The sequence below is a fragment of the Marinobacter sp. THAF197a genome, assembly GCF_009363275.1.
GTDB lineage: Bacteria > Pseudomonadota > Gammaproteobacteria > Pseudomonadales > Oleiphilaceae > Marinobacter.
This window is the reverse complement of record NZ_CP045324.1, coordinates 955,816-978,619: the sequence shown is the minus strand read 5'-3', so window position 1 is coordinate 978,619 and position 22,804 is coordinate 955,816. Positions and strand designations below refer to the sequence as shown.

19 protein-coding genes are annotated in these 22,804 nt (G+C 58.8%); 5 read left to right on the top strand and 14 right to left on the bottom strand.

Features of this window, described 5'->3' with window-relative positions; genetic code table 11:
• Positions 1–8: 8 nt before the first annotated feature.
• The 7 genes from lepA to rpoE all read right to left on the bottom strand — a co-directional run bounded on the left by lepA (position 9) and on the right by rpoE (position 9,101).
• Positions 9–1,811, bottom strand: coding sequence for a translation elongation factor 4 (gene lepA, locus FIV08_RS04540; protein ID WP_061332334.1), 1,803 nt, complete (start codon positions 1,809–1,811; stop codon positions 9–11).
• 103 nt (positions 1,812–1,914) lie between these two features.
• Complete coding sequence (locus FIV08_RS04535; protein ID WP_152437485.1) at positions 1,915–4,641, bottom strand: EAL domain-containing protein; 2,727 nt, start codon at positions 4,639–4,641, stop codon at positions 1,915–1,917.
• 116 nt (positions 4,642–4,757) lie between these two features.
• Positions 4,758–6,161 (bottom strand): DegQ family serine endoprotease, encoded by a 1,404-nt coding sequence (locus FIV08_RS04530; RefSeq protein WP_228715535.1) that lies wholly within the window; start codon positions 6,159–6,161, stop codon positions 4,758–4,760.
• A 156-nt stretch (positions 6,162–6,317) separates the two neighbouring features.
• Entirely contained in the window at positions 6,318–6,767 is a 450-nt protein-coding gene (locus FIV08_RS04525) for a SoxR reducing system RseC family protein (RefSeq protein ID WP_152437483.1), read from the bottom strand.
• Positions 6,764–7,816 carry a MucB/RseB C-terminal domain-containing protein gene (locus FIV08_RS04520; protein WP_152437482.1) on the bottom strand — a complete coding sequence of 351 codons (1,053 nt, stop codon included), beginning with the start codon at positions 7,814–7,816 and terminating at the stop codon, positions 6,764–6,766. Before FIV08_RS04520 ends, FIV08_RS04525 begins: the two co-directional genes overlap by 4 nt.
• Before the next feature lie 16 nt (positions 7,817–7,832).
• Positions 7,833–8,396 (bottom strand): sigma-E factor negative regulatory protein, encoded by a 564-nt coding sequence (locus FIV08_RS04515; RefSeq protein WP_152437481.1) that lies wholly within the window; start codon positions 8,394–8,396, stop codon positions 7,833–7,835.
• A 15-nt stretch (positions 8,397–8,411) separates the two neighbouring features.
• Entirely contained in the window at positions 8,412–9,101 is a 690-nt protein-coding gene (rpoE, locus tag FIV08_RS04510; protein WP_061332282.1) for an RNA polymerase sigma factor RpoE, read from the bottom strand.
• 139 nt (positions 9,102–9,240) lie between these two features.
• On the opposite strand from rpoE, the gene nadB reads away from it, so the two are divergent.
• From nadB to FIV08_RS04485, 5 genes are all read left to right on the top strand, one after another.
• Positions 9,241–10,848, top strand: a complete 1,608-nt coding sequence (gene nadB / locus FIV08_RS04505; RefSeq protein WP_216646171.1) for an L-aspartate oxidase — start codon at positions 9,241–9,243, stop codon at positions 10,846–10,848.
• Positions 10,849–10,891: 43 nt separating this feature from the next.
• The gene (locus tag FIV08_RS04500) at positions 10,892–11,164 is read left to right on the top strand and encodes a succinate dehydrogenase assembly factor 2 (RefSeq protein WP_061332284.1); all 273 of its coding nucleotides are present in this window, start codon (positions 10,892–10,894) and stop codon (positions 11,162–11,164) included.
• A complete protein-coding gene (locus FIV08_RS04495; RefSeq protein ID WP_152437479.1) occupies positions 11,148–11,609 on the top strand; it encodes a hypothetical protein in 462 nt (153 codons plus the stop codon). Before FIV08_RS04500 ends, FIV08_RS04495 begins: the two co-directional genes overlap by 17 nt.
• 28 nt (positions 11,610–11,637) lie before the next feature.
• Entirely contained in the window at positions 11,638–12,621 is a 984-nt protein-coding gene (locus tag FIV08_RS04490) for a YgfZ/GcvT domain-containing protein (protein ID WP_172972246.1), read from the top strand.
• A gap of 102 nt (positions 12,622–12,723) precedes the next feature.
• Positions 12,724–13,557, top strand: coding sequence for an HDOD domain-containing protein (locus FIV08_RS04485; RefSeq protein ID WP_058091731.1), 834 nt, complete (start codon positions 12,724–12,726; stop codon positions 13,555–13,557).
• 169 nt (positions 13,558–13,726) lie between these two features.
• Here the strand turns inward: FIV08_RS04485 and ung are convergent, their stop codons facing one another.
• The 7 genes from ung to FIV08_RS04450 all read right to left on the bottom strand — a co-directional run bounded on the left by ung (position 13,727) and on the right by FIV08_RS04450 (position 22,715).
• On the bottom strand, positions 13,727–14,461 hold the full coding sequence (gene ung / locus FIV08_RS04480; RefSeq protein WP_152437477.1) for a uracil-DNA glycosylase: 735 nt from the start codon (positions 14,459–14,461) through the stop codon (positions 13,727–13,729).
• A gap of 4 nt (positions 14,462–14,465) precedes the next feature.
• A complete protein-coding gene (gene lysS, locus FIV08_RS04475; protein WP_152437476.1) occupies positions 14,466–16,001 on the bottom strand; it encodes a lysine--tRNA ligase in 1,536 nt (511 codons plus the stop codon).
• Positions 16,002–16,052: 51 nt separating this feature from the next.
• A protein-coding gene (gene prfB, locus FIV08_RS04470; protein ID WP_152437475.1) for a peptide chain release factor 2 occupies positions 16,053–17,148 on the bottom strand; the annotation gives its coding sequence in 2 pieces (ribosomal slippage) (positions 16,053–17,075 and positions 17,077–17,148; 1,095 coding nt in all).
• A 235-nt stretch (positions 17,149–17,383) separates the two neighbouring features.
• Entirely contained in the window at positions 17,384–19,117 is a 1,734-nt protein-coding gene (gene recJ / locus FIV08_RS04465) for a single-stranded-DNA-specific exonuclease RecJ (protein ID WP_152437474.1), read from the bottom strand.
• A 6-nt stretch (positions 19,118–19,123) separates the two neighbouring features.
• Positions 19,124–20,524, bottom strand: a complete 1,401-nt coding sequence (thrC, locus tag FIV08_RS04460; protein WP_152437473.1) for a threonine synthase — start codon at positions 20,522–20,524, stop codon at positions 19,124–19,126.
• Between the two features lie 11 nt (positions 20,525–20,535).
• Positions 20,536–21,837, bottom strand: a complete 1,302-nt coding sequence (locus FIV08_RS04455) for a homoserine dehydrogenase (RefSeq protein WP_152437472.1) — start codon at positions 21,835–21,837, stop codon at positions 20,536–20,538.
• A gap of 143 nt (positions 21,838–21,980) precedes the next feature.
• Complete coding sequence (locus FIV08_RS04450) at positions 21,981–22,715, bottom strand: thioredoxin fold domain-containing protein (protein WP_152437471.1); 735 nt, start codon at positions 22,713–22,715, stop codon at positions 21,981–21,983.
• Positions 22,716–22,804: the final 89 nt, after the last annotated feature.

Sequence of the window (22,804 nt, the reverse complement as noted above, 5' to 3'; positions counted from 1 at the left end):
CCTTAGTTTTAGTTATCCACTTTCAATACAGCAAGAAACGCTTCCTGAGGCACCTCGACATTGCCCAGCTGCTTCATACGTTTTTTACCTTCTTTCTGCTTCTGAAGCAGTTTCTTCTTCCGGCTGACGTCACCACCGTAACACTTGGCGGTAACGTTCTTGCGCAATGCCTTGACCGTAACCCGTGACACCACCTGGGTTCCGATCGCCGCCTGGATGGCGATATCAAACATCTGCCTGGGAATCAGCTCTTTCATCTTCTCGATCAGCTGGCGCCCCTTGCGGTGCGCCAGATCCCGATGAACGATCAATGCCAGGGCGTCGACCCGCTCACCGTTAATCAACACGTCCAGGCGAACCAGATTGGCCTGCTGGAACCGCACGAAGTGGTAATCCAGCGAGGCAAAACCACGGCTGGCAGACTTGATCCGATCGAAGAAATCCATCACCACTTCCGCCATCGGCAACTCGTAGGTGAGCTGAACCTGGGTGGACATGAAGTGCATGTTCTTCTGAACACCCCGCTTCTCTTCACACAGGGCAATAACGTTACCCAGGTGTTCCTGAGGCACCAGGATATTCGCCTCCACGATGGGCTCACGCATTTCCTCGATGGAGCCAATATCCGGTAGCCGCGAGGGGTTGTCCACCGACAGGGTCTCACCCTGCTTGGTAATGACTTCATAGATTACCGTGGGCGCCGTGGTAATCAGATCGATATCGTACTCACGCTCCAGCCGCTCCTGGATAATTTCCATGTGCAGCATGCCCAGGAAACCACAGCGGAACCCGAAACCAAGGGCGTCAGAATTCTCTGGCTCAAAAAACAGGGAGGCGTCGTTCAGCGTCAGCTTTTCCAGGGCATCCCGGAAGTCGTCATAATCGTCAGCGCTGACCGGGAACAGGCCCGCATAAACCTGTGGCTGAACCTTCTTGAAGCCCGGCAACATCGGAGTTTCGTCGGCGAACTTCTGATGCACGATGGTGTCGCCCACCGGTGCACCGTGAATATCCTTGATACCCGCCACCACAAAGCCTACGTCACCGGCTTCCAGAACATCAGTGTCGGTGGGTTTCGGATTAAAGATACCCACCTTGTCGGCATTCCACGCTTTCTTGGTGGATTTGATGACAATCTTGTCGCCTTTGCGCAGAACGCCCTCGGTCACCCGAACCAGGGATACCACGCCCAGATAGTTATCGAACCAGGAATCAATGATCAGCGCCTGCAGAGGCGCACTGCGGTCACCCTTCGGTGGCGGAATCTTCCTGATCAGATCCTCAAGTACATCTTCCACGCCCAGGCCGCTTTTGGCACTGCAGCGCACCGCATCGGCGGCTTCGATGCCGATGATGTCCTCAATTTCCGCCGCCACCCGTTCCGGCTCTGCCTGGGGCAGGTCCATCTTGTTCAGAACAGGCACCACTTCAAGGCCCTGCTCAATGGCGGTATAGCAATTGGCCACCGACTGGGCTTCCACACCCTGGCCGGCATCTACCACCAGAAGCGCACCCTCACAGGCGTAGAGGGACCGGGATACCTCATAGGAAAAATCCACGTGGCCAGGGGTGTCGATGAAATTCAGCTTGTAGGTTTCACCATCTTTGGCGGTGTAGTTGAGCGTTACGCTCTGGGCCTTGATGGTAATACCCCGTTCCCGCTCCAGATCCATGGAGTCAAGCACCTGTTCGGCCATTTCGCGGTCGGTCAGGCCACCGCATATCTGGATAAAACGATCCGCCAGTGTGGATTTACCGTGGTCAATGTGGGCAATAATGGAAAAGTTACGGATTCGGCTCAGTTCAGTCACAGACAATGATTACTCATATAAGACGTAGGGTTGAGCCCGGAATGGCCGCTACCGGGTCCGGGAACGGCGTGATTTTACCGGTTACCGGCCGCTATTGCCATGATCAGGAAATAAGCGGCTTCTCGTACTGCCGGATCAGGAACCCGATCAACGCGTCTTCGTCCAGCGGGTAGCTGAACAGATTACCCTGACACTGGGCGCACCCGGCGGATTTCAGGAAACTCAGCTGCTGCAGGGTTTCCACGCCCTCGGCTACCACGGTCAGATGCAGTTTCTTCGCCAGCGCGATCACGGCAGACGCCACATCGGTAGCACTGACGTTATAGGGAATGTCCCGGATAAACCGATGATCAATCTTGATGACGTCCAGCGGGAGCTGCTGTAACGCGACCAGCGAGCATGAACCGGTCCCGAAGTCATCCAGGATCAGGCAAACCCCGAGATCATTCAGCGACACCAGCAGTTCACGCAGCATGCGAGGGTCTTCGTTCAACAACTCTGCCGGCATCTCCAGCTCCAGACGCTCCGGCGACACGCCGGTTTCCGTAATGACCTGGCGAATCATGTCCAGGAAACCGGAATCGGTCAGCTGTCGCACCGACAGGTTCACTGCCATCTTCAGGGATTCGAAGCCGGCCCGTTCCAGGGCCTGCACCTGAATACACGCTTGCCGCAGGGCCAGCTCGCCCAGCCGGACAATCAGGCCGGTCTCTTCCGCCAGGTTGATAAACTGCTGCGCCGAAACCAGTCCCTTTTCCGGGTGGTGCCAACGCAGGAAAGCTTCAACGCCAATCACCCGCTGGCTGACGAGATCAATCTTTGGCTGGTAATGCAGAACAAACCGGTCGCCATCCAGGGCCGTGGCCAGCTCTTCCTGCTGCAACAGGCGCCGGGCGGCCTTGATATTCATGGCAGGAGTGAAGAACTGATAGGTATTGCGACCCAGCTCCTTGGCCCGGTACATGGCCAGATCGGCATACTTCATCAGAGTACCGGCATCCTCGCTATCATGCGGAATCATGGTGATGCCGATACTCACGGTAATGCCTACTTCGTGGTCGTTCAGGCGTATTCGCTGGCACAGGCGGCGGAGTATGGACTCTGCCACCTTGCCGGCGGCGTCCGGCCCGCTGATCTGGGACAACAGCACCACAAATTCGTCGCCTCCCAGGCGGGCCACTGAGTCTTCCTCACGCACACAGCCTTCCAGCCACAGCGCCACCTGTTTCAGCAGCTCATCCCCGGCGTCGTGCCCCAGGGTGTCGTTAATGCGCTTGAAACCATCGAGATCCAGGAACATCAGGGCCGCGGGTTCACCACTGCGGCGACTCCGGCGTACCACGTGGTTCAGACGGTCCCGGAACAACTGACGGTTTGCCAGCCCGGTGAGCGGATCGTAGAACGCCAGTCGATGCAACTCGGATTGGGCAGCCTTGAGCTGGGTCAGGTCCCGCAGGCTCAGCACCACGCCGTTAACACCAGGCACAGACAACATGGCGGTGTAGGTGCCTTCCATGTCACGCCACTGGCCCTCAGAATCCCGGATACGAGCCCGCACGACCGGCATCTGTTTGCCCGGCGCACGCATGGATTCCTCAAAACCGCGCTGCAGCAGGGGCAGGTCGTCCGGATGCACCTGGGCTTCCAACTGCATGGAATGGACCTTGTCGGGGTCGAAGCCCAGGATGTCCCGACTGGACGGGCTGGCATAAAGCGGCTCACCACGGCGATCCATCACCAGCGTGACGTTGGCAGCTCCTTCGGTAATGGCCCGGTAACGGCCAGCGCTGATCTGGGCGATCAGCCGGGAACGAATCAGCGCCAGCACAAACAGGCATAACAAAGCACTGATGGCCAACCCGGACCCCAGCACAATCGGTGGGCGAGGGTCTGCCGCCAGAAAGTCGAAGGCAGGTGTTGAACGGGTCTGCAACAGCCAGTCCCGGCCGCCATGGGAGATAGTCTGGCTCATTTCAAAGCTGAATTCGTTATCCAGCGACCCCAGGTTGGAGCCATACATCAGGGTGTCCCGGGCCACCACACCGCTGTCGTAGATCCGCACGTCAAGAAAGGGAGAGATAAGGCCGACAATGCCATCAATCAGGTTATTCATCCGGAAGGCACTGAACACATAACCAGACAGCATCATTCGACGCTCTGCGCGAATGTCCGGGATTTCTCCGCCCTGATATACCGGGTAGTACATCAGAAAGCCGGCCTGGTCTTCCGCCAGCGATTCCTGAACCAGAACCACCTTACCCGTCACGGTTGGTACAGCATCGTCCCGGGCCTTTTCCATTGCTATCCGGTGTATCGGATCACTGAAGGCATCGTAACCCAGCGCCCTGCGGTTGCGATCTGTGCCCGGTTCCAGGTACACCATGGGGTAATAGAACGGGCCCGTACCGAGCGGCTTGACCAGATAGTTATAGACACCTTCGGCCCGCACCGAAGCGATGTGATCGGCCATATCCCGAACACCAATCCGTTGCACATAGCCGATACCCTGAATACCCGGGTAGTAACGGTCGATATCGACTTTCTCGACATACTCCCGCCACTGCTCCCTGGTTACTTCCCCGGCGACCGAGAACAAACCGGAACTGCCTGCCAGCACCTGCTCATAATTGAGTAACCGTTCTTCGATGGCGCTTTTCAACTGCAGGGACTGGGTTCGGAAGTGGGCCTCGGTGCGGTCTTCCACAAGGCGGATTGACACCTGCCATAGAAGCAGGGTGGCGGCCACGGCAACAAAGAACACAAGCCAGGCAATCCAGGCATGGCGTAATTGCAGAAGCTGTCGGAGGGGAAGTTCCTTGCTGGTCATCATCGTTTTCGGTCCGTTCCATGACCCCATTTATTATCAGTTCGGGCGATTATAGCAAAAGCCCCCGGGCCTGTCGTCAAAGACACCGGGGGCTTGCGAAACGCCTGTTTTCTATGGTGTCAGGGCTTCATCACCAGATAGATGGCACGACCCTGGCGGACGATTCTGACCGAAACCGCCCGGTTAGACGGCAGCTTGCGGGTGGCGTTCCGGAAATCCTCCACTGAGCGCACCTGTTCGCGGTTAATCTCGGTGATGATGTCCCGGGAACGAATCCCGGCTTCCGCTGCCGGCCCCTGGCCTACCCGGGTCACCAGCACGCCGCCCTGAACACCGGCGGCACTGGCCTGCTCCGGCGTCAGGGATTCTACCGCCAGGCCCAGCGGGTCCTGTGACGGCGCATTGTTTTCACCAACCACGGGGTCTGAACTGTCATCGCCATCTTCCGGCAAGCGGCCGATGGTCACATCCAACTCAATTTCCCGACCACCCCGCAGTACCGTCAGCCGGGCCGATTCGCCCACCGGCGTCCGGCCCACCAGCGGCGGCAGGTCTGATGACAACTGAACCGGCTCGCTGTTGTATTCCAGCACGATATCTCCGGATTCCAGGCCTCCCTTCTCAGCCGGCGACCCCTGCATGACTTCCGCAATCAGCGCGCCCCTCGGGCGTTTCAGGCCAAAAGATTCCGCCAGGTCCCGGTTTACTTCCTGAATCAACACACCAAGCCAGCCCCGCGCAACGCTGCCCTTGTCCCGGATCTGGTTGAATACGTTCATCGCATCGTCAATGGGAATGGCGAAAGAAACCCCCATGAAACCGCCAGAGCGGGTATAGATCTGGGAGTTGATACCCACTACGTCACCATCAAGATTAAACAGTGGCCCACCGGAGTTGCCGGGGTTGATTGCCACGTCTGTCTGAATGAATGGCACGTAGTTTTCGGAGGGCAATGAACGGCCAAGGGCGCTGACAATGCCTGCCGTAACCGTGTAGTCAAAACCGAACGGAGAACCGATGGCAAACACCCATTCGCCCACCTTGAGGTCACGTGAACGCCCCACCTTGACCACGGGCAGATCCTCACCGTTCTCGATCTTCAGCACGGCCATGTCTGAACGGGGGTCAGTGCCAACAATGGTGGCCTGAAACTCACGACGGTCGTTCAACCGCACGATGACCTCGTCAGCACCTTCCACTACATGGTTGTTGGTGAGTACATATCCATCTGTTGACACAATGAAACCAGAACCCATGGAGCGCTGGGGCTGCTGCGAACGGGGCGAGCCGCCGAATGGCGATTGCGGGCCACGGAAAAATTCCTGCAGGAACGGCGGCAACTGCTCGAGCTGCCGTTCATCGAACGGCGAACCCTGGAAACGGGAGCCCTGATTACGTGGTTCACTTGTGGTGCTGATATTCACTACCGCGCTGGAGTTCTCTTCAACCAGTTCGGTAAAGTCCGGCAAGCCGCGCGCGGCGAGGGATTGGCTCCAGAAAACTGAAACCATGACGGAAAGCATCAGTAAGGCCGCCCAGTAGTGTCCTGCGCTCCGGACCGGAGCCAGACGGGCAACCTCTGTGTTTGATCTCGGCATGTGGAACCCCCTGTTCTGCTTGTAATTACGCTGTAATTCTGGGGCCGGCAACCCGTTTTTCAACTTACAAAACGGTAGGATTCACAGACATGTCACGGAATGAGCACTGTTCACTCTGATCAGCCGCGGCTGGTATCGATCTCCACCCCGGCGCTGCCATCGACGCACCCACCAGAATCCCGCCCCGAGCCCTGCCAGGGCGCCCGCGATGGCCGCGGCATCGGTGCCGCCAAACCATCGGTAACCAACAATACTGGCCAACACCATCAGCAGCAACGGAGCACCATACACAGCCAACGATGCTGTCAACAGGGACTGTTCATCAATACCGATCACCACTTCATCACCAACCCTGGCACCCAAGCTATTCGCCACCAGAATCTGATTCGCGCGCCCCCCGGAAACTTTGGCCAGTGCCCGCTGACCACAACCAGCTCTGGCGGAACAGCTCTGACAAGCGCTGGTACGGATGGTTTGCACCCAGACGCTATCGCCACTCAGGGCCACCACCTTGCCGGTCTCGGTGATCACAGCCCTGATAACTCCAGGGCCAGGGCGTCATCTATTTCAACGGCATCCGCCACTTTCCGGGCAGTACGCGGGGGAATCTCGCCCACCACGGCAACCAGGAACGGTCTGTCGGCGACCAGGATCTCGCGCATGTATATAGTGGTTGCCCCCACCCGCGAGGCCCCTGTCGGCATTTTCAACTGGCCAACCGGTTCGACAAACACCGAAAACGCTGCCAGGCCATCCGAGAAAGCGACGGCTTTGCCCTTGCCAGACCGCGGCGCGGCCGCTGGCACAAAGCCCTCGGGCCGCCAGTTGAGAGTCCAGCCGCTCATGCGGCCGACCACCGATTGCTGAGGGTCTCTGGTCGCCAGCGTGCGGGTTATTTCGCGCCCCTGGGTCTGTATTTCCAGCTCCTCGTCGGCGATCTCATCGGTAATTTCGAGACTGGTAAACTGAAAGTGCTCCAGCACTTCGCCATCACCATCGCGCACCTGGCTCTTAACCAGCAAGCCGGTGTCTTTTTCCATCCACAGCCGATGGCTGTATCGCTCGTCATCACGGGCGGTTAACGCAATGGTCACCACATCATAACCGGCGATGCGATCTTCACCCGCCAGCTCTGAGCGATACCATTGCCCAAACGGCATCAGCTGACTGGTGAACGCCTCGGCAAACGGGCCGGAAGGAATCACTTCGTTAAGGCTCACCCGACCACGGTCAGGGAGCACACAAACCACATTCATGCCTTTACGAACAATCTCGCCACTGCCACCATCCTGCATGACCAGTCGCTCTTCCACCTGGCCATCCCGAAAACGATGGGCAATCTTCATGGAATGGACCTGATCCCCACGGGCATAGACGAAAACACCTCGGTAAGAGGTCATGTTCAAAGCCGGCCCCAGGCGCTCCAGCCACGACATCGCATCAGCGGGATCTGCAGAAACAGGTTTGTTGCTCGTCTCAGCATTGGCTCCGTGAGCAGGCAGCATGATCAACACTCCGGCAAGCACACCGGCGAACACGCTTCGGCTTAGGGACACCAGGCTGCTCACCACCCACTTCATCGGCCGTTCCCCAACGTCAGTAGCCACTGCTGGCACTCACCAGCCGGGCATAACCAACAGACCCCCGGCCTGCGCCGACACTGTTGTGCTGCGCGTGTTCGAGCATAAACTGGCGCATCTGCTTAAGCTGATCTTCGTCCAGACGCTGCAAGGCAACTTCCTCGACACTGGCAGATAAAGCCAGTGCATCCTCATCAGACAGCTCGGTCACTGCCACCGCAGCCACCGGCTCCTGGGTTTGCCCATCCCATCCGGCGCCGGCGCCAAATCCAATGACCAGAGCCATAACGACCATCGCCGCCACCGGCCATCGCCAGTAGGAGCCTGCGGCAACCTGAGTCTTGAGCCTTGAAGGTTCAGGGCGTACGTGACCATCGAGAGCCTCACGGACAGCCACCGCCACATCGACGCTCTCTTCAGGGCCATGACTTTCATGCATGAGGTCACGAACCTGTTGCCAGCGTTGCCACTGGTTCCTGACCTCATCCTGATTACCATGAGACAACAGGCGACGAACCGATAGTTCATCTGCTTCGTCGTCCATCATCGCGGACAGGGTTTCTCTGAGACGCTCATCCATCGGATGCAACCTCATTTACGTCACTGAATGATTGAGCAAGGGACCCAAGTGCCGGTCCACTGCATCCCGGGCCCTGAATATCCGCGACCGAACGGTTCCGATCGGGCATTCCAGAATCCGGGCGATATCCTCATAACTCAGGCCATCATATTCCCTGAGCAGAAAAGCGGAACGAAGTTCCTCAGGCAGGCCTGCTATTGCTTCCGAAAGTGCTTTTTGCAGCTGCTCCCGCTGCAACAGCCGCTCGGGAGAAGCGACATCCCGCAGCCGACCACCATCGTCAAAATTCTCTGCGTCTGCTGAGTCCGCCGAGCCCTGCGGCCGGCGACCACGGGCTTCCAGATAGTTCTTGGCGGTGTTAACGGCAATCCGGTACAGCCAGGTGTAGAACGCGCTGTCGCCACGGAACCGCTCGACCGCCCGGAACGCTTTGACAAAGGTTTCCTGGGTCAGGTCCATTACTTCCTGGCTGTCGTAGACGTATCGACTGATGATGGAGGCCACCCGCGACTGATACTTGACCACAAGCAGATCAAAGGCCGCACGATCGCCATTGCGAACCTTGCGCACCAACTGCAGATCCGTCTGACTGTCGGTCTGCTCACCCGGTTTCCAGTCGTTATCAGGAGTCATGGACGACGTAACAGAATGTCCTGTCTTGGTAGCCAACGGAGTGGCCTTGATAAGATTTGCTGCTTGTGTCATTCGGCTCTTCCGGCGTTCGATCATGAACCCATGGTCCTGGACAGCAACCGGCGGGCGGCTTATCCATCAGGCCAAATAGACAGCAAGCGTAAAGTTTAGTTCAATACACGTCCACATTATGGCCCGCGATAACGACTCAATGCCACAGTCCTTCGAATACGACGTTCTCATTATCGGCAGCGGCGCTGCCGGTCTGACCGTAGCGCTCAATCTGCCAGAGCACCTCAGCGTGTGCGTGGTCAGCAAGGCAGACATCAGCTCCGGCGCCACACTCTGGGCCCAGGGCGGCATTGCTGCGGTGATTGATGATGCCGACTCCGTTGAAAACCATATCCTGGATACCCTCAACGCCGGCGGCGGTCTGTGCCACGAAGATGCCGTGCGCTTTACCGTGGAGCACAGTAAAGAGAGCATCCAGTGGCTGATTGATTCGGGCGTAAAGTTCACCCGCCAGGATGACAGCGAAGACTACCACCTGACCCGCGAAGGTGGCCACAGCCACCGGCGCATCATCCATGCCGCCGACGCCACTGGTCATGCGGTGTCGACCACACTCGCCAGCCAGGCACAGGCTCGCCCGAATATTGACCTTAAAGCGGGCCGGGTGGCGGTGGACCTGATCACCAACCGCAAACTCGCCCTGCCAGGCAACCGATGCGTAGGCGCCTACATACTGAACCTGGAAGATAACCACGTAGAACTGTTCCGCGCCCGGTTTACCGTGATTGCCACCGGCGGCGCCTCCAAGGCCTACCGCTACACCACCAATCCGGACGGTGCATCCGGCGACGGCATCGCCATGGCCTGGCGGGCCGGGTGCCGGGTGGCCAACATGGAATTCAACCAGTTTCACCCCACCTGCCTGTACCATCCACATGCCAAATCGTTTCTGATTACCGAAGCGGTTCGTGGCGAAGGCGGCGTGCTGAAACTGCCAGACGGCAGCCGATTCATGGACCGGTTCGACAAACGTGCCGAACTGGCGCCCCGGGATATCGTCGCCCGGGCCATCGACCATGAAATGAAACGCCTGGGTGCCGACCATCTGTACCTGGACATCAGCCACAAACCGGCGGATTTCATCAAGCACCACTTCCCCACCATTTATGAAAAGTGTCGGGAGTTTGGCATCGACATCACCAGGGAGCCCATTCCGGTGGTGCCGGCCGCCCATTACACCTGCGGCGGCATTGTCAGCGACGAACGGGCTCGCACCGACATCAACCAGCTGTATGTGGTGGGCGAAGCTGCCTTCACCGGCCTGCACGGTGCCAACCGCATGGCCAGCAACTCCCTGCTGGAATGCCTGGTGTACGGCCGCGCTGCCGCCGCTGACATCGCCCGGCGGGAATCCGACATACCGGAGCCGCCCATCGCACCGGACTGGGATGAAAGCCAGGTACGGGACTCCGATGAAGACGTTGTGATTTCTCACAACTGGGACGAATTACGTCATTTCATGTGGGACTACGTGGGAATTGTGCGCACCACCAAACGTCTGCAGCGGGCCAAGCACCGGGTGGATCTGCTGTCCCGGGAGATCGGCGAGTTCTACAGCAATTACCGGGTTACCAATGACCTGATCGAGCTGCGTAACCTGGTGACGGTTTCCGACCTGATCATCTGCTCGGCCCTGCAGCGAAAGGAAAGCCGCGGCCTGCATTACACACTGGACTACCCGGGCCTGCTGAACGATCCGCAAGACACGGTTCTGGTACCCACCACTTATCGCACGCTGTCTCCCTGACGGGCTGACAGGGAGACTCCACTCTTTTTCAAGGCAACCGACTATGTCAGACACCAATGCGTCCAACGACCATACCGAATTTCACCGCCTGTGGTGGCACAGCCGCCGGGGCATGCTGGAACTGGATGTTCTGCTGCTGCCCTTCCTGGAGGAAGCGTACCGGGATCTCGAGCCGGACGACCAGGCCCGATACAAGAAACTGCTGAGCTGCGAAGACACCGATATGTTCGAATGGTTCATGCAACGCAGCCGGCCGGAAGACCCGGATCTTCAGCGCATCGTTGACATCATCCTGAACCGTGTCCAGCCGGATTGATCTGACTCTATCCCCCTCCGGCATCGCGGGCCTGCTGGCCAGTGCACCCTGGTTACTTCTCAGCGCTTTTGCCCTTGGTGCGGCACTGGAAACCAGCCTCTGGTTACTGATGGCAGTGCCGGTCACAATCGCTTTCGCCTGGCGAAACTTCCGGCGCTATGGCCTGTTACGCGGGCCCAAGGCCCTTAAGTCCCTGCGCACCGACAGCGGCGGCATAACCTGCCAGTTCGGCGATGGCCATGAGACACCCGTTCGGGTCTGCGCCTCAAGTACCCTGGGTGCGTCCTGCCTGATCTTGAAACTCCACCCCCAAGACTCCAGATCAGGTAGCATCATGGTAATGATTACCGGCAAGATCGGGCCATTCCAAGCCAATGCTCCCGAGCATGAGTTTCGACGCCTGCGGGTATGGCTGAGAATCGGCCATACGCGTAACGCACACTGAACTCCGCTGACCCAACATGGAGATCACGATGAACCCCACGGAAAACCCTCGGCCACACTACTCGTCTGACGCCGGGTACACACAGCTCACCAACAGACTGGTGGTGCGCATCAGCGGCGCCGGCGCCGACAAGTTTGTCCAGGGCCAGTTTTCCCAGCATGTGGATGAGGTGACACAGACCCAGTCTTTGCGGGCAACCGCCTGCACCCCCAAGGGACGAGCTTACTGCGTAACCCGCATGGTACGGCACGACCAGGACCTGTTGATGGACCTGGATGCAGAGCTGGCGGATGACACCCTTAGCCACCTCCGCAAGTACCTGATGCTGTTTCGTGGGACCAGCATGGACGTGCTGCCTTCCGCCCGAATCCTTGGCCTGATCGGTAAACCCGCCGCTATCACTGCCTGCGGAGACGCAGCCGAATCGCTTTCCCGGCCGGGGCAGACGCTGGCCACCGGTTCCGGAATCCTGATTCGAATCGAGGATACCAGTGACCAGACGGCCCGCTACGAATGGTGGCAGCTTGAGGGAGATCAACCGCTGCCGGAGGAACTGCCCGAGTTATCCATCGCACACTGGAACGCTTCCAGTATTTCCGCCGGCGTGCCTTGGCTAACGGCCCAGACCCGGGAAGCCTATGTTCCGCAGATGCTCAACCTGCAACACCTGCAAGGCGTTCATTTCAAGAAGGGCTGCTACACCGGTCAGGAAGTGATCGCCAGAATGCACTTTCTGGGGCAGCTCAAGAAGAGCCTGTTCCGGTTGCGTTTTGAGGGTTCCGACACTGCACCGGAACCGGGCACCAGGCTACTGAGCGAGGGCAAGAACGTTGGCGAGGTAGTTAACGCAGAGCTCACGTCTGAACAGGCTGGTGAGATGCTGGCGGTTATCCGGCACGACGCTCAGCAAGGCACCCTGGCTCTGGAAGGCATGAACACGGTGACCGTGACCATGCAACCTCTGCCTTACCCGGTGCCCGAGCAACAGCCCGCAACGCAGGCAGATACATAAGTTGACAGGAAAAACCGGAAAAATTTGCTATAAATTAAACCACATACCGGTTTACCCCGTGCGCGCGAGCAGCGCACCCAGACAAGCGGAACGTTACTGACCATGGCCAACATTGTAGATACCATCAAGGCTGACCTGACCGACGCCATTGAGAACGACAAACTGGTGCTGCCAACGCTGCCGGAGGTGGCGCTTCAGGTTCGGGACATCGCCGAGTCCGAAGACTCGGCCATCGCTGACCTGGTCAAGGTCATCAGTAACGACACAGCCCTCTCTGCCCGGATTATCCGCGTGTGCAACAGCCCGCTATTCCGGGGTAGCCGCGCAATTGAAAACCTGAACATGGCGGTCAGCCGCCTTGGCATGGCCTACACCAGCAACCTGGCCATGGGTCTGGCCATGGAGCAGATGTTCCAGGCCACCTCAGACATGGTCGACAAGCGGCTGCGCGCCACCTGGCAAACCAGCACTGAAGTGGCCGGCGTATGCCACGTTCTGGCCCAGCATTACACCAAGCTCAAACCGGATCAGGCCACGCTGGCGGGGCTTGTGCACCTGATTGGGGTGCTGCCGATTCTGCGCTATGTGGAGGACAGGGACATCCAGATCAGTAGTATCATGCTGGATAATGTCATTGATCAGCTGCACCCGCGCATTGGCGCGCTGATTCTCAAGAAGTGGGATTTCCCGAGTGATCTTCAGAATGTGCCGCTGGAGTATGCCAATTTCCAGCGCGAGGTGCCGGCGGCGGATTATGCCGATCTGGTGATGGTGGCGAATCTGCAACTGGTGGCGGGTACAGATCACCCGTGGACGGAGATGGACTGGAATACCATTCCCGCCTTTGGGCGTTTGGGGTTGGATCCGAATATCGACATGAGCGAGGAGGAGGATCTCAACGCTCAGATGGAAGCGGCGATGGCGTTGCTTCAGTAAGCTTCAACATCACGCCTGGAAGCAAGGAGCTTGACGCCCGTCTTTACGGCGGGGTTGAGCTCCCAAAACACGCTGTGAATACCTCCCTGTACGCTCTGCTCCGCCATCCCTGGCTCCGCAAGGTTTCGTGAGCTCAACCCCGCCGCAAAGACTACTCACCAGAGAGCCTTCAGCTCTTCGCATATCTCTGGATAAGCTGAAATCTATCCGGCAGTGACCAATCGACTTGAGCTATTCCCTGCCTTTGCAGCCAGTCATTAGCTTGCGAGAAGTGCTGACAACCAAAAAAACCTCGATAAGCACTCAGCGGTGACGGGTGCGGTCCTTCCAGAACCAGATGGCGATTGCGATCAATGTGCCGGCCTTTCTTCCTGGCGTAGCTGCCCCAGAGCAGAAACACCACGCCCTCCCGCTCCCGGTTGATGGTTTCGATCACTTTGTCGGTGAAGGTCTCCCATCCCTTGTTCTGGTGCGCACCAGCGTTGCCCTGTTCGACGGTGAGCACCGCGTTCAGGAGTAATACGCCCTGTTCTGCCCAGGGTTGCAGGCAGCCGTGGTCTGGCGGGGTGATGGCCAGGTCGGTTTCGATTTCTTTGAAGATGTTCACCAGGGACGGCGGCGTGGGCACGCCCGGGCGGACGGAGAAGCAGAGGCCGTGGGCCTGGCCGGGGCCGTGGTAGGGGTCCTGGCCGAGGATGACGACTTTGACCTGGTTCAGAGGGGTGCTGTTCAGGGCGTTGAAGCAGTGTCTTTGCTCCGGGAACAGTACTTTGCCCGCCTGCTCTTGGGCGGCCAGGAATTCGGCCAGTTGCAGCATGTAGGGCTGGCGGAACTCGTCCGCCAGCCACTGGTCCCAGCCGCGACCGGGCTTCAGTTGTTGAGCCAGTGCCTCGGCAGGGTGCATGGACTTACTCGCTTTCCGGTTTCTGTTCGGCTTTGTGCTCGGGGCGCATGGCCGGGAACAGGATCACGTCGCGGATGGACGGTGAGTTGGTCAGCAGCATGGCCAGGCGGTCGATACCGATGCCCTCGCCGGCGGTCGGCGGCAGGCCGTATTCCAGGGCCATGACGTAGTCGTCGTCGTAGAACATGGCTTCGTCGTCGCCGGCGTCTTTCTCTGCCACCTGGGCCTGGAAGCGTTCGGCCTGGTCTTCGGCATCGTTCAACTCGGAGAAGCCGTTGGCGATCTCGCGGCCACCCACGAAGAACTCGAAGCGCTCGGTCACGAACGGGTCGCTGTCTTTGCAGCGGGCCAGTGGAGAGATCTCTTTCGGGTATTCGGTGATGAAGGTTGGCTGCATCAGGCGGTGCTCGGCCGTCGCCTCGAAGATCTCGATCTGCACCTTGCCCAGGCCCCAGATGTCTTTCACATGGATACCCAGGTTCTTCGCCACGGCACGGGCCTGCGCGTCGTCTGCCAGCTGCTCGCGGGTAATGTCCGGGTTGTAGCGCAGGATGGCGTCAACCACGGTCAGGCGCTCGAACGGCTTGCCGAAATCGTATTCGATGGTTTCTTCGCTGCCGTCCTTGAGCACCCGGGTGTTGATCACCGTGGTGGTGCCCAGCACTTTCTGGGCGATGGTGCGCAGCATGTCTTCGGTCAGGTCCATCAGGTCGTTGTAGTCGGCGTAAGCCTGGTAGAACTCGACCATGGTGAACTCGGGGTTGTGCCGGGTGGACAGCCCTTCGTTACGGAAGTTGCGGTTGATCTCGAACACTCGCTCAAAGCCACCAACCACCAGGCGCTTGAGGAACAGCTCCGGGGCAATCCGCAGGTACATGTCGATGCCCAGGGCGTTGTGATGGGTCACAAACGGACGTGCGGTGGCGCCGCCGGGGATCACCTGCAGCATGGGGGTTTCCACTTCCATGAAGTCACGGTCGGTGAAGTACTGGCGCATGGCGTTGATGATCTTCGAGCGAGCGTGGAACACGCGGCGGCTGTCTTCGTTCACCATCAGGTCCACGTACCGGTGGCGGTAGCGGGCTTCGGTGTCGGTCAGGCCCTTGTGCTTCTCCGGCAACGGGCGCAGGGACTTGGTCAGCAGCACGTACTCGTCCATGGTGACATACAGGTCGCCCTTGCCGGATTTCGACAGAGTACCGCGCACGCCCACGATGTCACCCATGTCCCAGTGCTTGGTGTCTTTCTGTACATCCTTGGAGGCGTAGATCTGGATACGGCCCGTCATATCCTGAACCACCTTGAACGCCTTGCGGTCGAGCATCATGCGGCCGGCAATCGCCACTTTGATACCCAGGGACTCCAGCTCTTCCTTGGATTTGTCACCGTATTTTTCCTGCAGCTCGGCAGCGGTGGCATCGCGACGGAAGTCGTTCGGGAACGGATTGCCCTGCTCGCGCATGTTTGCCAGTTTGGCGCGGCGCTCGGCAATCAGCTTGTTGTCCTCGGGCTGTGCAGCGTTCTGGGTGTGTTCAGTCATGTTGGCTCACTAAGAAGTCGGGATTGTCCGGGTGTGGGTGAACGGCGCTGGTTACAGCGCCATCTTCAGACTGGCTTCAATAAACTTGTCGATGTCGCCATCCAACACCGACTGGGTGTTGCTGGTTTCCACCTTGGTGCGCAGGTCCTTGATACGGCTGTCGTCCAGCACGTAGGAACGGATCTGGCTACCCCAGCCGATGTCAGACTTGGAGTCTTCGGCTTTCTGTTTCTCTTCGTTGCGCTTCTGCATTTCCAGTTCAAAGAGCTTGGCCTTGAGCTGCTTCATGGCCTGGTCTTTGTTCTGGTGCTGGCTTCGGCCAGCCTGGCAGGCAACAACAATGCCCGTGGGGTTGTGGGTCAGGCGCACCGCGGATTCGGTCCGGTTAACGTGCTGACCACCGGCACCGGATGCGCGGTACACATCGACCCGCAAGTCCGCCGGGTTGATTTCGATTTCAAAGCTGTCATCCACTTCCGGGGACACAAACACGGAAGAGAAGGAGGTGTGGCGACGGTTACCGGAATCGAACGGGGATTTGCGCACCAGGCGGTGTACGCCGGTTTCCGTACGCAGCCAGCCGTAGGCGTAGTCGCCCTGGATGTGAATAGTGGCGCTCTTGATGCCGGCCACTTCACCTTCCTGCAGTTCGACGATTTCGGCCTTGAAACCACGGCGCTCGGCCCAGCGCAGGTACATGCGAAGCAGCATGTTGCCCCAGTCCTGGGCTTCGGTGCCGCCGGAGCCGGCCTGGATGTCCAGATAGGCGTTGTTGGCGTCCATTTCACCGGAGAACATGCGGCGGAATTCAAGTTTTTCCAGCTCGCCATCGAGGCTTTCCAGGTCGGCCTGAATTTCGTCGACGGTGCCTTCATCATCCTCTTCCACGGCCATGTCGAGCAGACTCTCGGCATCGCTCAGGCCGTTGGTGAGGTTGTCGATGGTTTTGACGATCAGTTCAAGATCGGAGCGTTCTTTACCCAGGTTCTGGGCTCGCTCGGGATCGTCCCATACGGTGGGGAGCTCGAGTTCCCGTTCTACTTCGACCAGTCGTTCACTTCGCTGATCGTAGTCAAAGATACCCCCTCAGCGCTTCGGTGCGCTCGCGAAGCTCTTTGATCTTCGTCACTATGGGATTAATTTCCATGAAACCTTGTCTCGCTTTGGAAAATGGTGCGATAAAAACAGAGGGCGGATTCTACCGGAATTTACGGGTTAAATCAGCTATTCATGGCTTGGAGTAAGCACCGTGCGAGGTAGGGCTTTCCGAGAGACGCGGTGAATACATCCCTGTACGCTTGACGAAAACATCCCTGTTTTCGACACTCTCGGAAAGCCCTACCCCGCACGGCGCCCTAGCTTGATTCGGGGAGTCAACAGATTCAGCTTAACGGCTCCAGATAATCCACCAACAGCTGAAGATTGGTTCTCCCCCGAAACGTATTCGCATCCGGCTTATAAACCACCCGCGCGCCACTCCGGGTAAAGTCCGGCACTTCCGGCCCGGTATTGAAGGCAATGCCATCAATAATGCCCCCGCCCTCAACCGGCTGAAGTACCAGTTTCAAATGGTTCTCGCCAACAATCCGCTGGCTCACTACCCGGAATTCACCATCAAACAGCGGTTCGGGGAAGTGCTGCCCCCAGGGGCCGGCCCGTTTGAGCAGGTAGGCGGTGTCCAGGTTTAGCTCATCCGGTGTCAGGGGGCCGTCGGTGGTGATGGCGGCTTCGAGGTCTTCCGGTTTCAGGGTATCGCGCACTGCCTGGTCGAAGGCGTTACTAAAACGTTCCAGGTCATCCCGGGCGATGGTCATGCCGGCGGCCATGGCGTGGCCGCCGTATTTTTTCATCAGGCCTGGATTTTTCGCGTCTACCACGGCCAGAGCATCGCGGATGTGCAGGCCGGGGATGGAGCGGGCGGAACCTTTGAGGTGTTCGCCGTCATCATCGGGGGCGAAGGCGATGGTGGGGCGATGAGTCTGTTCGCGGATTCTGGCGGCCAGGATGCCAATCACGCCCTGGTGCCAGTCCTGGTCGAACAGGGCCAGGCCCCAGGGCAGGCCTTCAATGTCCAGGGACATGGAGGCAAGCAGGTCCTGCGCCTGTGTTTTCATGTCCTTTTCGATGGTGCGACGTTCGCGGTTGAAGTTATCCAGCTCCCGAGCCAGGCGCAGGGCTTCATCGCGACTGTCGGCGAGCAGGCAGGCGATACCGATGCTCATGTCATCCAGCCGGCCGGCGGCGTTCAGACGCGGGCCAACCACGAAGCCGAGGTCAGTGGCGCTGATTTCGGTATAGTCACGGCCCGCCACTTCCAACAGGGCCAGGATCCCCGGTCGGGCTTCGCCCTTGCGAATGCGGCGGATGCCCTGCTCCACAAAGATCCGGTTGTTGTGATCCAGCGGCACTACGTCTGCCACAGTACCCAGGGCCACCAGGTCCAGCAGGTTGCCAAGGTTTGGTTCCGATTCTGGCAAAAGATTGTTGTCCCGCAGGTGCTTGCGCAGGGCGGTGAGCACGTAGAACATCACGCCGACACCGGCGGCGTTCTTGCTCAGGAACGGACAGTCAGGCTGGTTGGGGTTAACGATGGCGTCGGCGTCTGGCAGTTCGTCACCGGCCAGGTGGTGGTCGGTAATGACCACCTTGATACCCAGTTCCCGGGCGGCGCGCACGCCTTCGATGGCGGAAATACCGTTATCGACGGTCACCATCAGATCAGGCAGGTCGCCTTCGTCCTGTAACCGGTGAATGATGCCCGGAGTCAGGCCGTAGCCATCGGAGAAGCGGCTGGGCACCCGGAAATCAATGGCTGCAACACCGAGCATGGACAGCCCGAGCATGGCGACGGCAGTGCTGGTAGCGCCATCGGCATCGAAATCCCCCAGCACCATCACCCGCTGCTTCTGGGCAACGGCCTCGGCCAGCAGTTCAACCGCGCGATCTATGCCACGCAACTGCATGGGCGACGCCAGGTGTTTCAGGGTGTACTGGAGCTGGTCGTCGGAATGCACACCTCGGGCGGCGTACAGGCGGCGAAGGATGGGGGGCAGATTTTGCCCCCAGCCCGTCACGTCTGACGGCTGGGGACGACGCAGGATTTTTTTAGGAGTCATGCCGGATCAGGCGTTCTTCCAATGCTTGGCGATAAAGCCCTGCACCTCGGACACGTTGTTATCCAGCACGGTGTAGCGCTCTTCCCGCTCAAACAGGTCCGCCATGTGGGCCGGCAGTTGCGGCTTCACAACCAGGCCAGACTCGGCGATGGCGTCCGGGAACTTGGCCGGGTGGGCGGTACCCAGGGTAATCATCGGCACAGTGCTGTCGCGGCGGCAGTTGCGGGCAGCGCGCACGCCGATGGCAGTGTGCGGGTCCAGCAGGTATTCGTTCTTCTCGTAGATGTCCCGAATGGTGTCGCAGGTGGTTTTGTCGTCCACTGCGTCGCTGTCGAACAGCTTGCGGGCGTGCTTCCAGCGGTAGTCTTCGATGCTGACCGGACCCTTGGCTGCCCGCTCCAGCAGATCTTTCACCGCCGCACCGTCACGGCCGTGCAGGTCGAACAGCAGGCGCTCGAAGTTGCTGGACACCATGATATCCATGCTCGGCGACAAAGTGTGCTCCAGCTGATGCTGCTCATACTTGTTGCCGCTCATGAAGCGATGCAGGATGTCGTTCCGGTTGGTGGCAATCACCAGCTGGGCAATCGGCAGGCCCATTTTCTTGGCCAGGTACCCGGCAAAAATGTCACCGAAGTTACCGGTGGGTACCGAGAACGCCATGCTACGATCCGGGCCACCCAGGGCCAGGGACGCTTGGAAGTAGTAAACAATCTGGGCCATGATCCGCGCCCAGTTGATGGAGTTCACCGCTGCCAACTGGGTTTTGCCACCCAGGAATGACTGGTTGCCGAAGCTTTCTTTTACCATGCGCTGGCAGTCGTCGAAGTTCCCCTTGACCGCGATGTTATGGATGTTGTCACCCTGCACCGTAGTCATCTGCCGGCGCTGTACTTCCGATACTCGCTGGTACGGATGCAGGATAAAGATATCCACATGCTCGCAACGGCGGCACCCTTCGATGGCGGCAGAGCCGGTGTCACCGGAGGTGGCACCCATGATCACCACGTGCTGCTTGCGCTTCTCGAGGACGTAATCCAGCAGTCGACCCAACAGCTGCAGGGCAAAGTCCTTGAACGCCAGCGTGGGGCCCCGGAACAGTTCCATCACCCACTCATTGGTGTCCAGCTGCACCAGGGGCGCGACCGCCTGGTGACTGAATACGCTGTAGGTTTCGCCCAGCATCTTGCGAAAATCATCCGCCGGAATGGCGTCTTCGACAAACGGGTACATCACCTTGTAAGCCAGCTCTGCATAAGGGAGCCCACGCCAGCTGCGGATTTCTTCCACACTGAAGTGCGGCAGTGATTCCGGCACATACAGGCCGCCGTCTGTGGCCAGGCCAGTCAGAAGAACGTCTTCAAAGCCCAGAGCGGGCGCTTCACCCCGTGTACTGATGTATCTCACGTGCGTACCTGTCAGTTAAAGTTTTCAGCGCGAATACGGACAACCTTGCCATCGATGTCGGCCAGGGCTTCCATTTCCTCGATGGCCAGGTTCATCTGGCGTTCCTGAACCGTGTGGGTCAGGATGATGACCGGGATGCGTCCATCCTTGAATTCGGACTCTTTCTGCATGATCGATTCGATGTTGATGCCATGCTCACTCAGGATCGCGGCAATCTTGGCCAGCACACCCGGATGGTCAAAGGCCTGAATACGCAGGTAGTAAGCCGACTGCACATCTTCCATTGGCAGGACCGACAGGTCTTCCAGAGCCTCCGGGCGGAAGCCCAGATAGGGAACACGCTGCTGACTGTTGCTGGCAACCGCGCGGGCCACGTCAACAATGTCTGCGATCACCGCAGATGCTGTGGCCTCGTCACCGGCACCGGGGCCGTAGTACATGGTCTGCCCTACTGCGTCGCCGTCTACCAGCACCGCATTGAGCACGCCATCCACCTGGGCAATCAGGTGACTTTGCGGCACCAGCGTTGGGTGGACACGCAATTCAATACCGTCATCACGGCGACGGGCAATACCCAGGTGCTTTACCCGATAGCCGAGCAGCTCGGCATGGGAAATGTCGTAAGGCGTAATGCCGGAAATGCCTTCGGTGTAGGCTTTCTCGAACTGCAGCGGAACGCCAAAACCTGACGCTGCAAGGATGGTAAGCTTGTGGGCTGCATCGATACCTTCCACATCGAAGGTCGGGTCTGCCTCTGCGTAACCCAGGGCCTGAGCTTCCTTAAGCACTTCACCAAATTCACGACCTGCGCGCATCTCGGTCAGGATGTAGTTACCTGTGCCGTTGATGATGCCGGCAATGGTGTCGATGCGGTTGGCCGCCAGGCCTTCACGCACCGCCTTGATCACCGGAATACCACCGGCAACGCCGGCTTCGTAGGCGACAACAACGCCGGCTTTCTCGGCCGCCTCAAAAATCTCGTTACCGTGCACGGCAATCAGCGCCTTGTTGGCGGTAACCACATGCTTGCCCTGGGCAATCGCGGCCAGTACCAGCTCTTTGGCGGCATCATAGCCACCAATCAGCTCAACCACTATGTCAATGTCAGGATCATTCACCACATCGAAGATGTCGGTGCTGAAAGGAACGCTGCCAAGCTCCAGGTCATCCCGGCTATGGCGACTGGCCACCCGGGTAATCCGGATATTGCAGCCCGCACGCCCCGCAATAATCGCGGCATTGCGAGTCAGGACATTGAATGTACCGCCGCCAACGGTTCCCAGTCCGCAAATTCCGACATTAACGTCTTTCAAGCTCTCACCTCTGATCCCGATGGGGTGCTGATGGATTGCAACAAAGGGCAATAGTATACCGATTCGGGGCCCTCTGAATAAGCCCCGAATCAGTTGCAGTTAACACGATAAACGTCGGAGCTGTGCGACAGCTCCGGGGAAAATTACAGAATCCCGAGACCTTCGGCCAGGTTTCGCGCAGGTACGTAGCCCCGGACCATGTTACCGTCTTCGAGAAGAATGGCCGGCGTACCGGTGACCCCTACCTGACCACCCAGGCGGTACTGTTCTTCAACCGGGTTATCACAGGTTTTCTGGGCCACAGACTTGCCACCCTTGGCGGCGTCCATTGCTTCCCGCTGATCTTCGGCGCACCAGACCGACTCATACTTTCTGAATGATGGGGTTCCCGGGCCAGAACGGGGGAAACCGTAGTAGTTCACGGTGATACCGTATTCGTTTAACTGCGGCACTTCATCGTGCATTTTCCGGCAGTAGGGGCAATCAATGTCGGTAAACACATCAATCACCGCCTTCTGCTCACCCTTGGCCGGGTAGGTAATCACACCCTTGCCGGCAAACGCCGCCATCTGCTCTTGCCGCTGCCCGGCCCGCGACGCCTCTGACACGTTGGCAATACCGTTGTCGGTAATCTTCAACAGATCACCGGTCAGCAGGTATACACCGTCGGCCGTGGTGTAAATGGTGTCGCCATTGTTGCTTTGCACTTCGTAAAGGCCTGCCGCCTCAGACTCCCGCACCGAGGTCACTTTCAGACCAGGCACCGCATCCATCAGGCGCTTGGCAATTTGATCCTCGGTGTCGGCAGCACTCGCCCCGGAAACCCAGGTCAGTGACATCACCAGACCCGCCACAACGGCCACAATATTCAGATTCATCGGTTTAACTTACCTTCTGTGTTTGTAATTTCGAAACCTTGTGATGCGACACCGCCACTCAGCAAAAGTTCATCCGGCTAACATACCAG

What these genes read in the sequence shown, in the direction of transcription:
- FIV08_RS04535 (WP_152437485.1), bottom strand. Translation starts at nt 4,641, where the DNA reads ATGATGACCAGCAAGGAACTTCCCCTCCGACAGCTTCTGCAATTACGC.
- FIV08_RS04530 (WP_228715535.1), bottom strand. Translation starts at nt 6,161, where the DNA reads ATGCTTTCCGTCATGGTTTCAGTTTTCTGGAGCCAATCCCTCGCCGCG.
- FIV08_RS04520 (WP_152437482.1), bottom strand. Translation starts at nt 7,816, where the DNA reads ATGAAGTGGGTGGTGAGCAGCCTGGTGTCCCTAAGCCGAAGCGTGTTC.
- FIV08_RS04515 (WP_152437481.1), bottom strand. Translation starts at nt 8,396, where the DNA reads ATGGATGAGCGTCTCAGAGAAACCCTGTCCGCGATGATGGACGACGAA.
- rpoE (WP_061332282.1), bottom strand. Translation starts at nt 9,101, where the DNA reads ATGACACAAGCAGCAAATCTTATCAAGGCCACTCCGTTGGCTACCAAG.
- nadB (WP_216646171.1), top strand. Translation starts at nt 9,241, where the DNA reads ATGCCACAGTCCTTCGAATACGACGTTCTCATTATCGGCAGCGGCGCT.
- FIV08_RS04500 (WP_061332284.1), top strand. Translation starts at nt 10,892, where the DNA reads ATGTCAGACACCAATGCGTCCAACGACCATACCGAATTTCACCGCCTG.
- FIV08_RS04490 (WP_172972246.1), top strand. Translation starts at nt 11,638, where the DNA reads ATGAACCCCACGGAAAACCCTCGGCCACACTACTCGTCTGACGCCGGG.
- FIV08_RS04485 (WP_058091731.1), top strand. Translation starts at nt 12,724, where the DNA reads ATGGCCAACATTGTAGATACCATCAAGGCTGACCTGACCGACGCCATT.
- ung (WP_152437477.1), bottom strand. Translation starts at nt 14,461, where the DNA reads ATGCACCCTGCCGAGGCACTGGCTCAACAACTGAAGCCCGGTCGCGGC.
- lysS (WP_152437476.1), bottom strand. Translation starts at nt 16,001, where the DNA reads ATGACTGAACACACCCAGAACGCTGCACAGCCCGAGGACAACAAGCTG.
- recJ (WP_152437474.1), bottom strand. Translation starts at nt 19,117, where the DNA reads ATGACTCCTAAAAAAATCCTGCGTCGTCCCCAGCCGTCAGACGTGACG.
- FIV08_RS04450 (WP_152437471.1), bottom strand. Translation starts at nt 22,715, where the DNA reads ATGAATCTGAATATTGTGGCCGTTGTGGCGGGTCTGGTGATGTCACTG.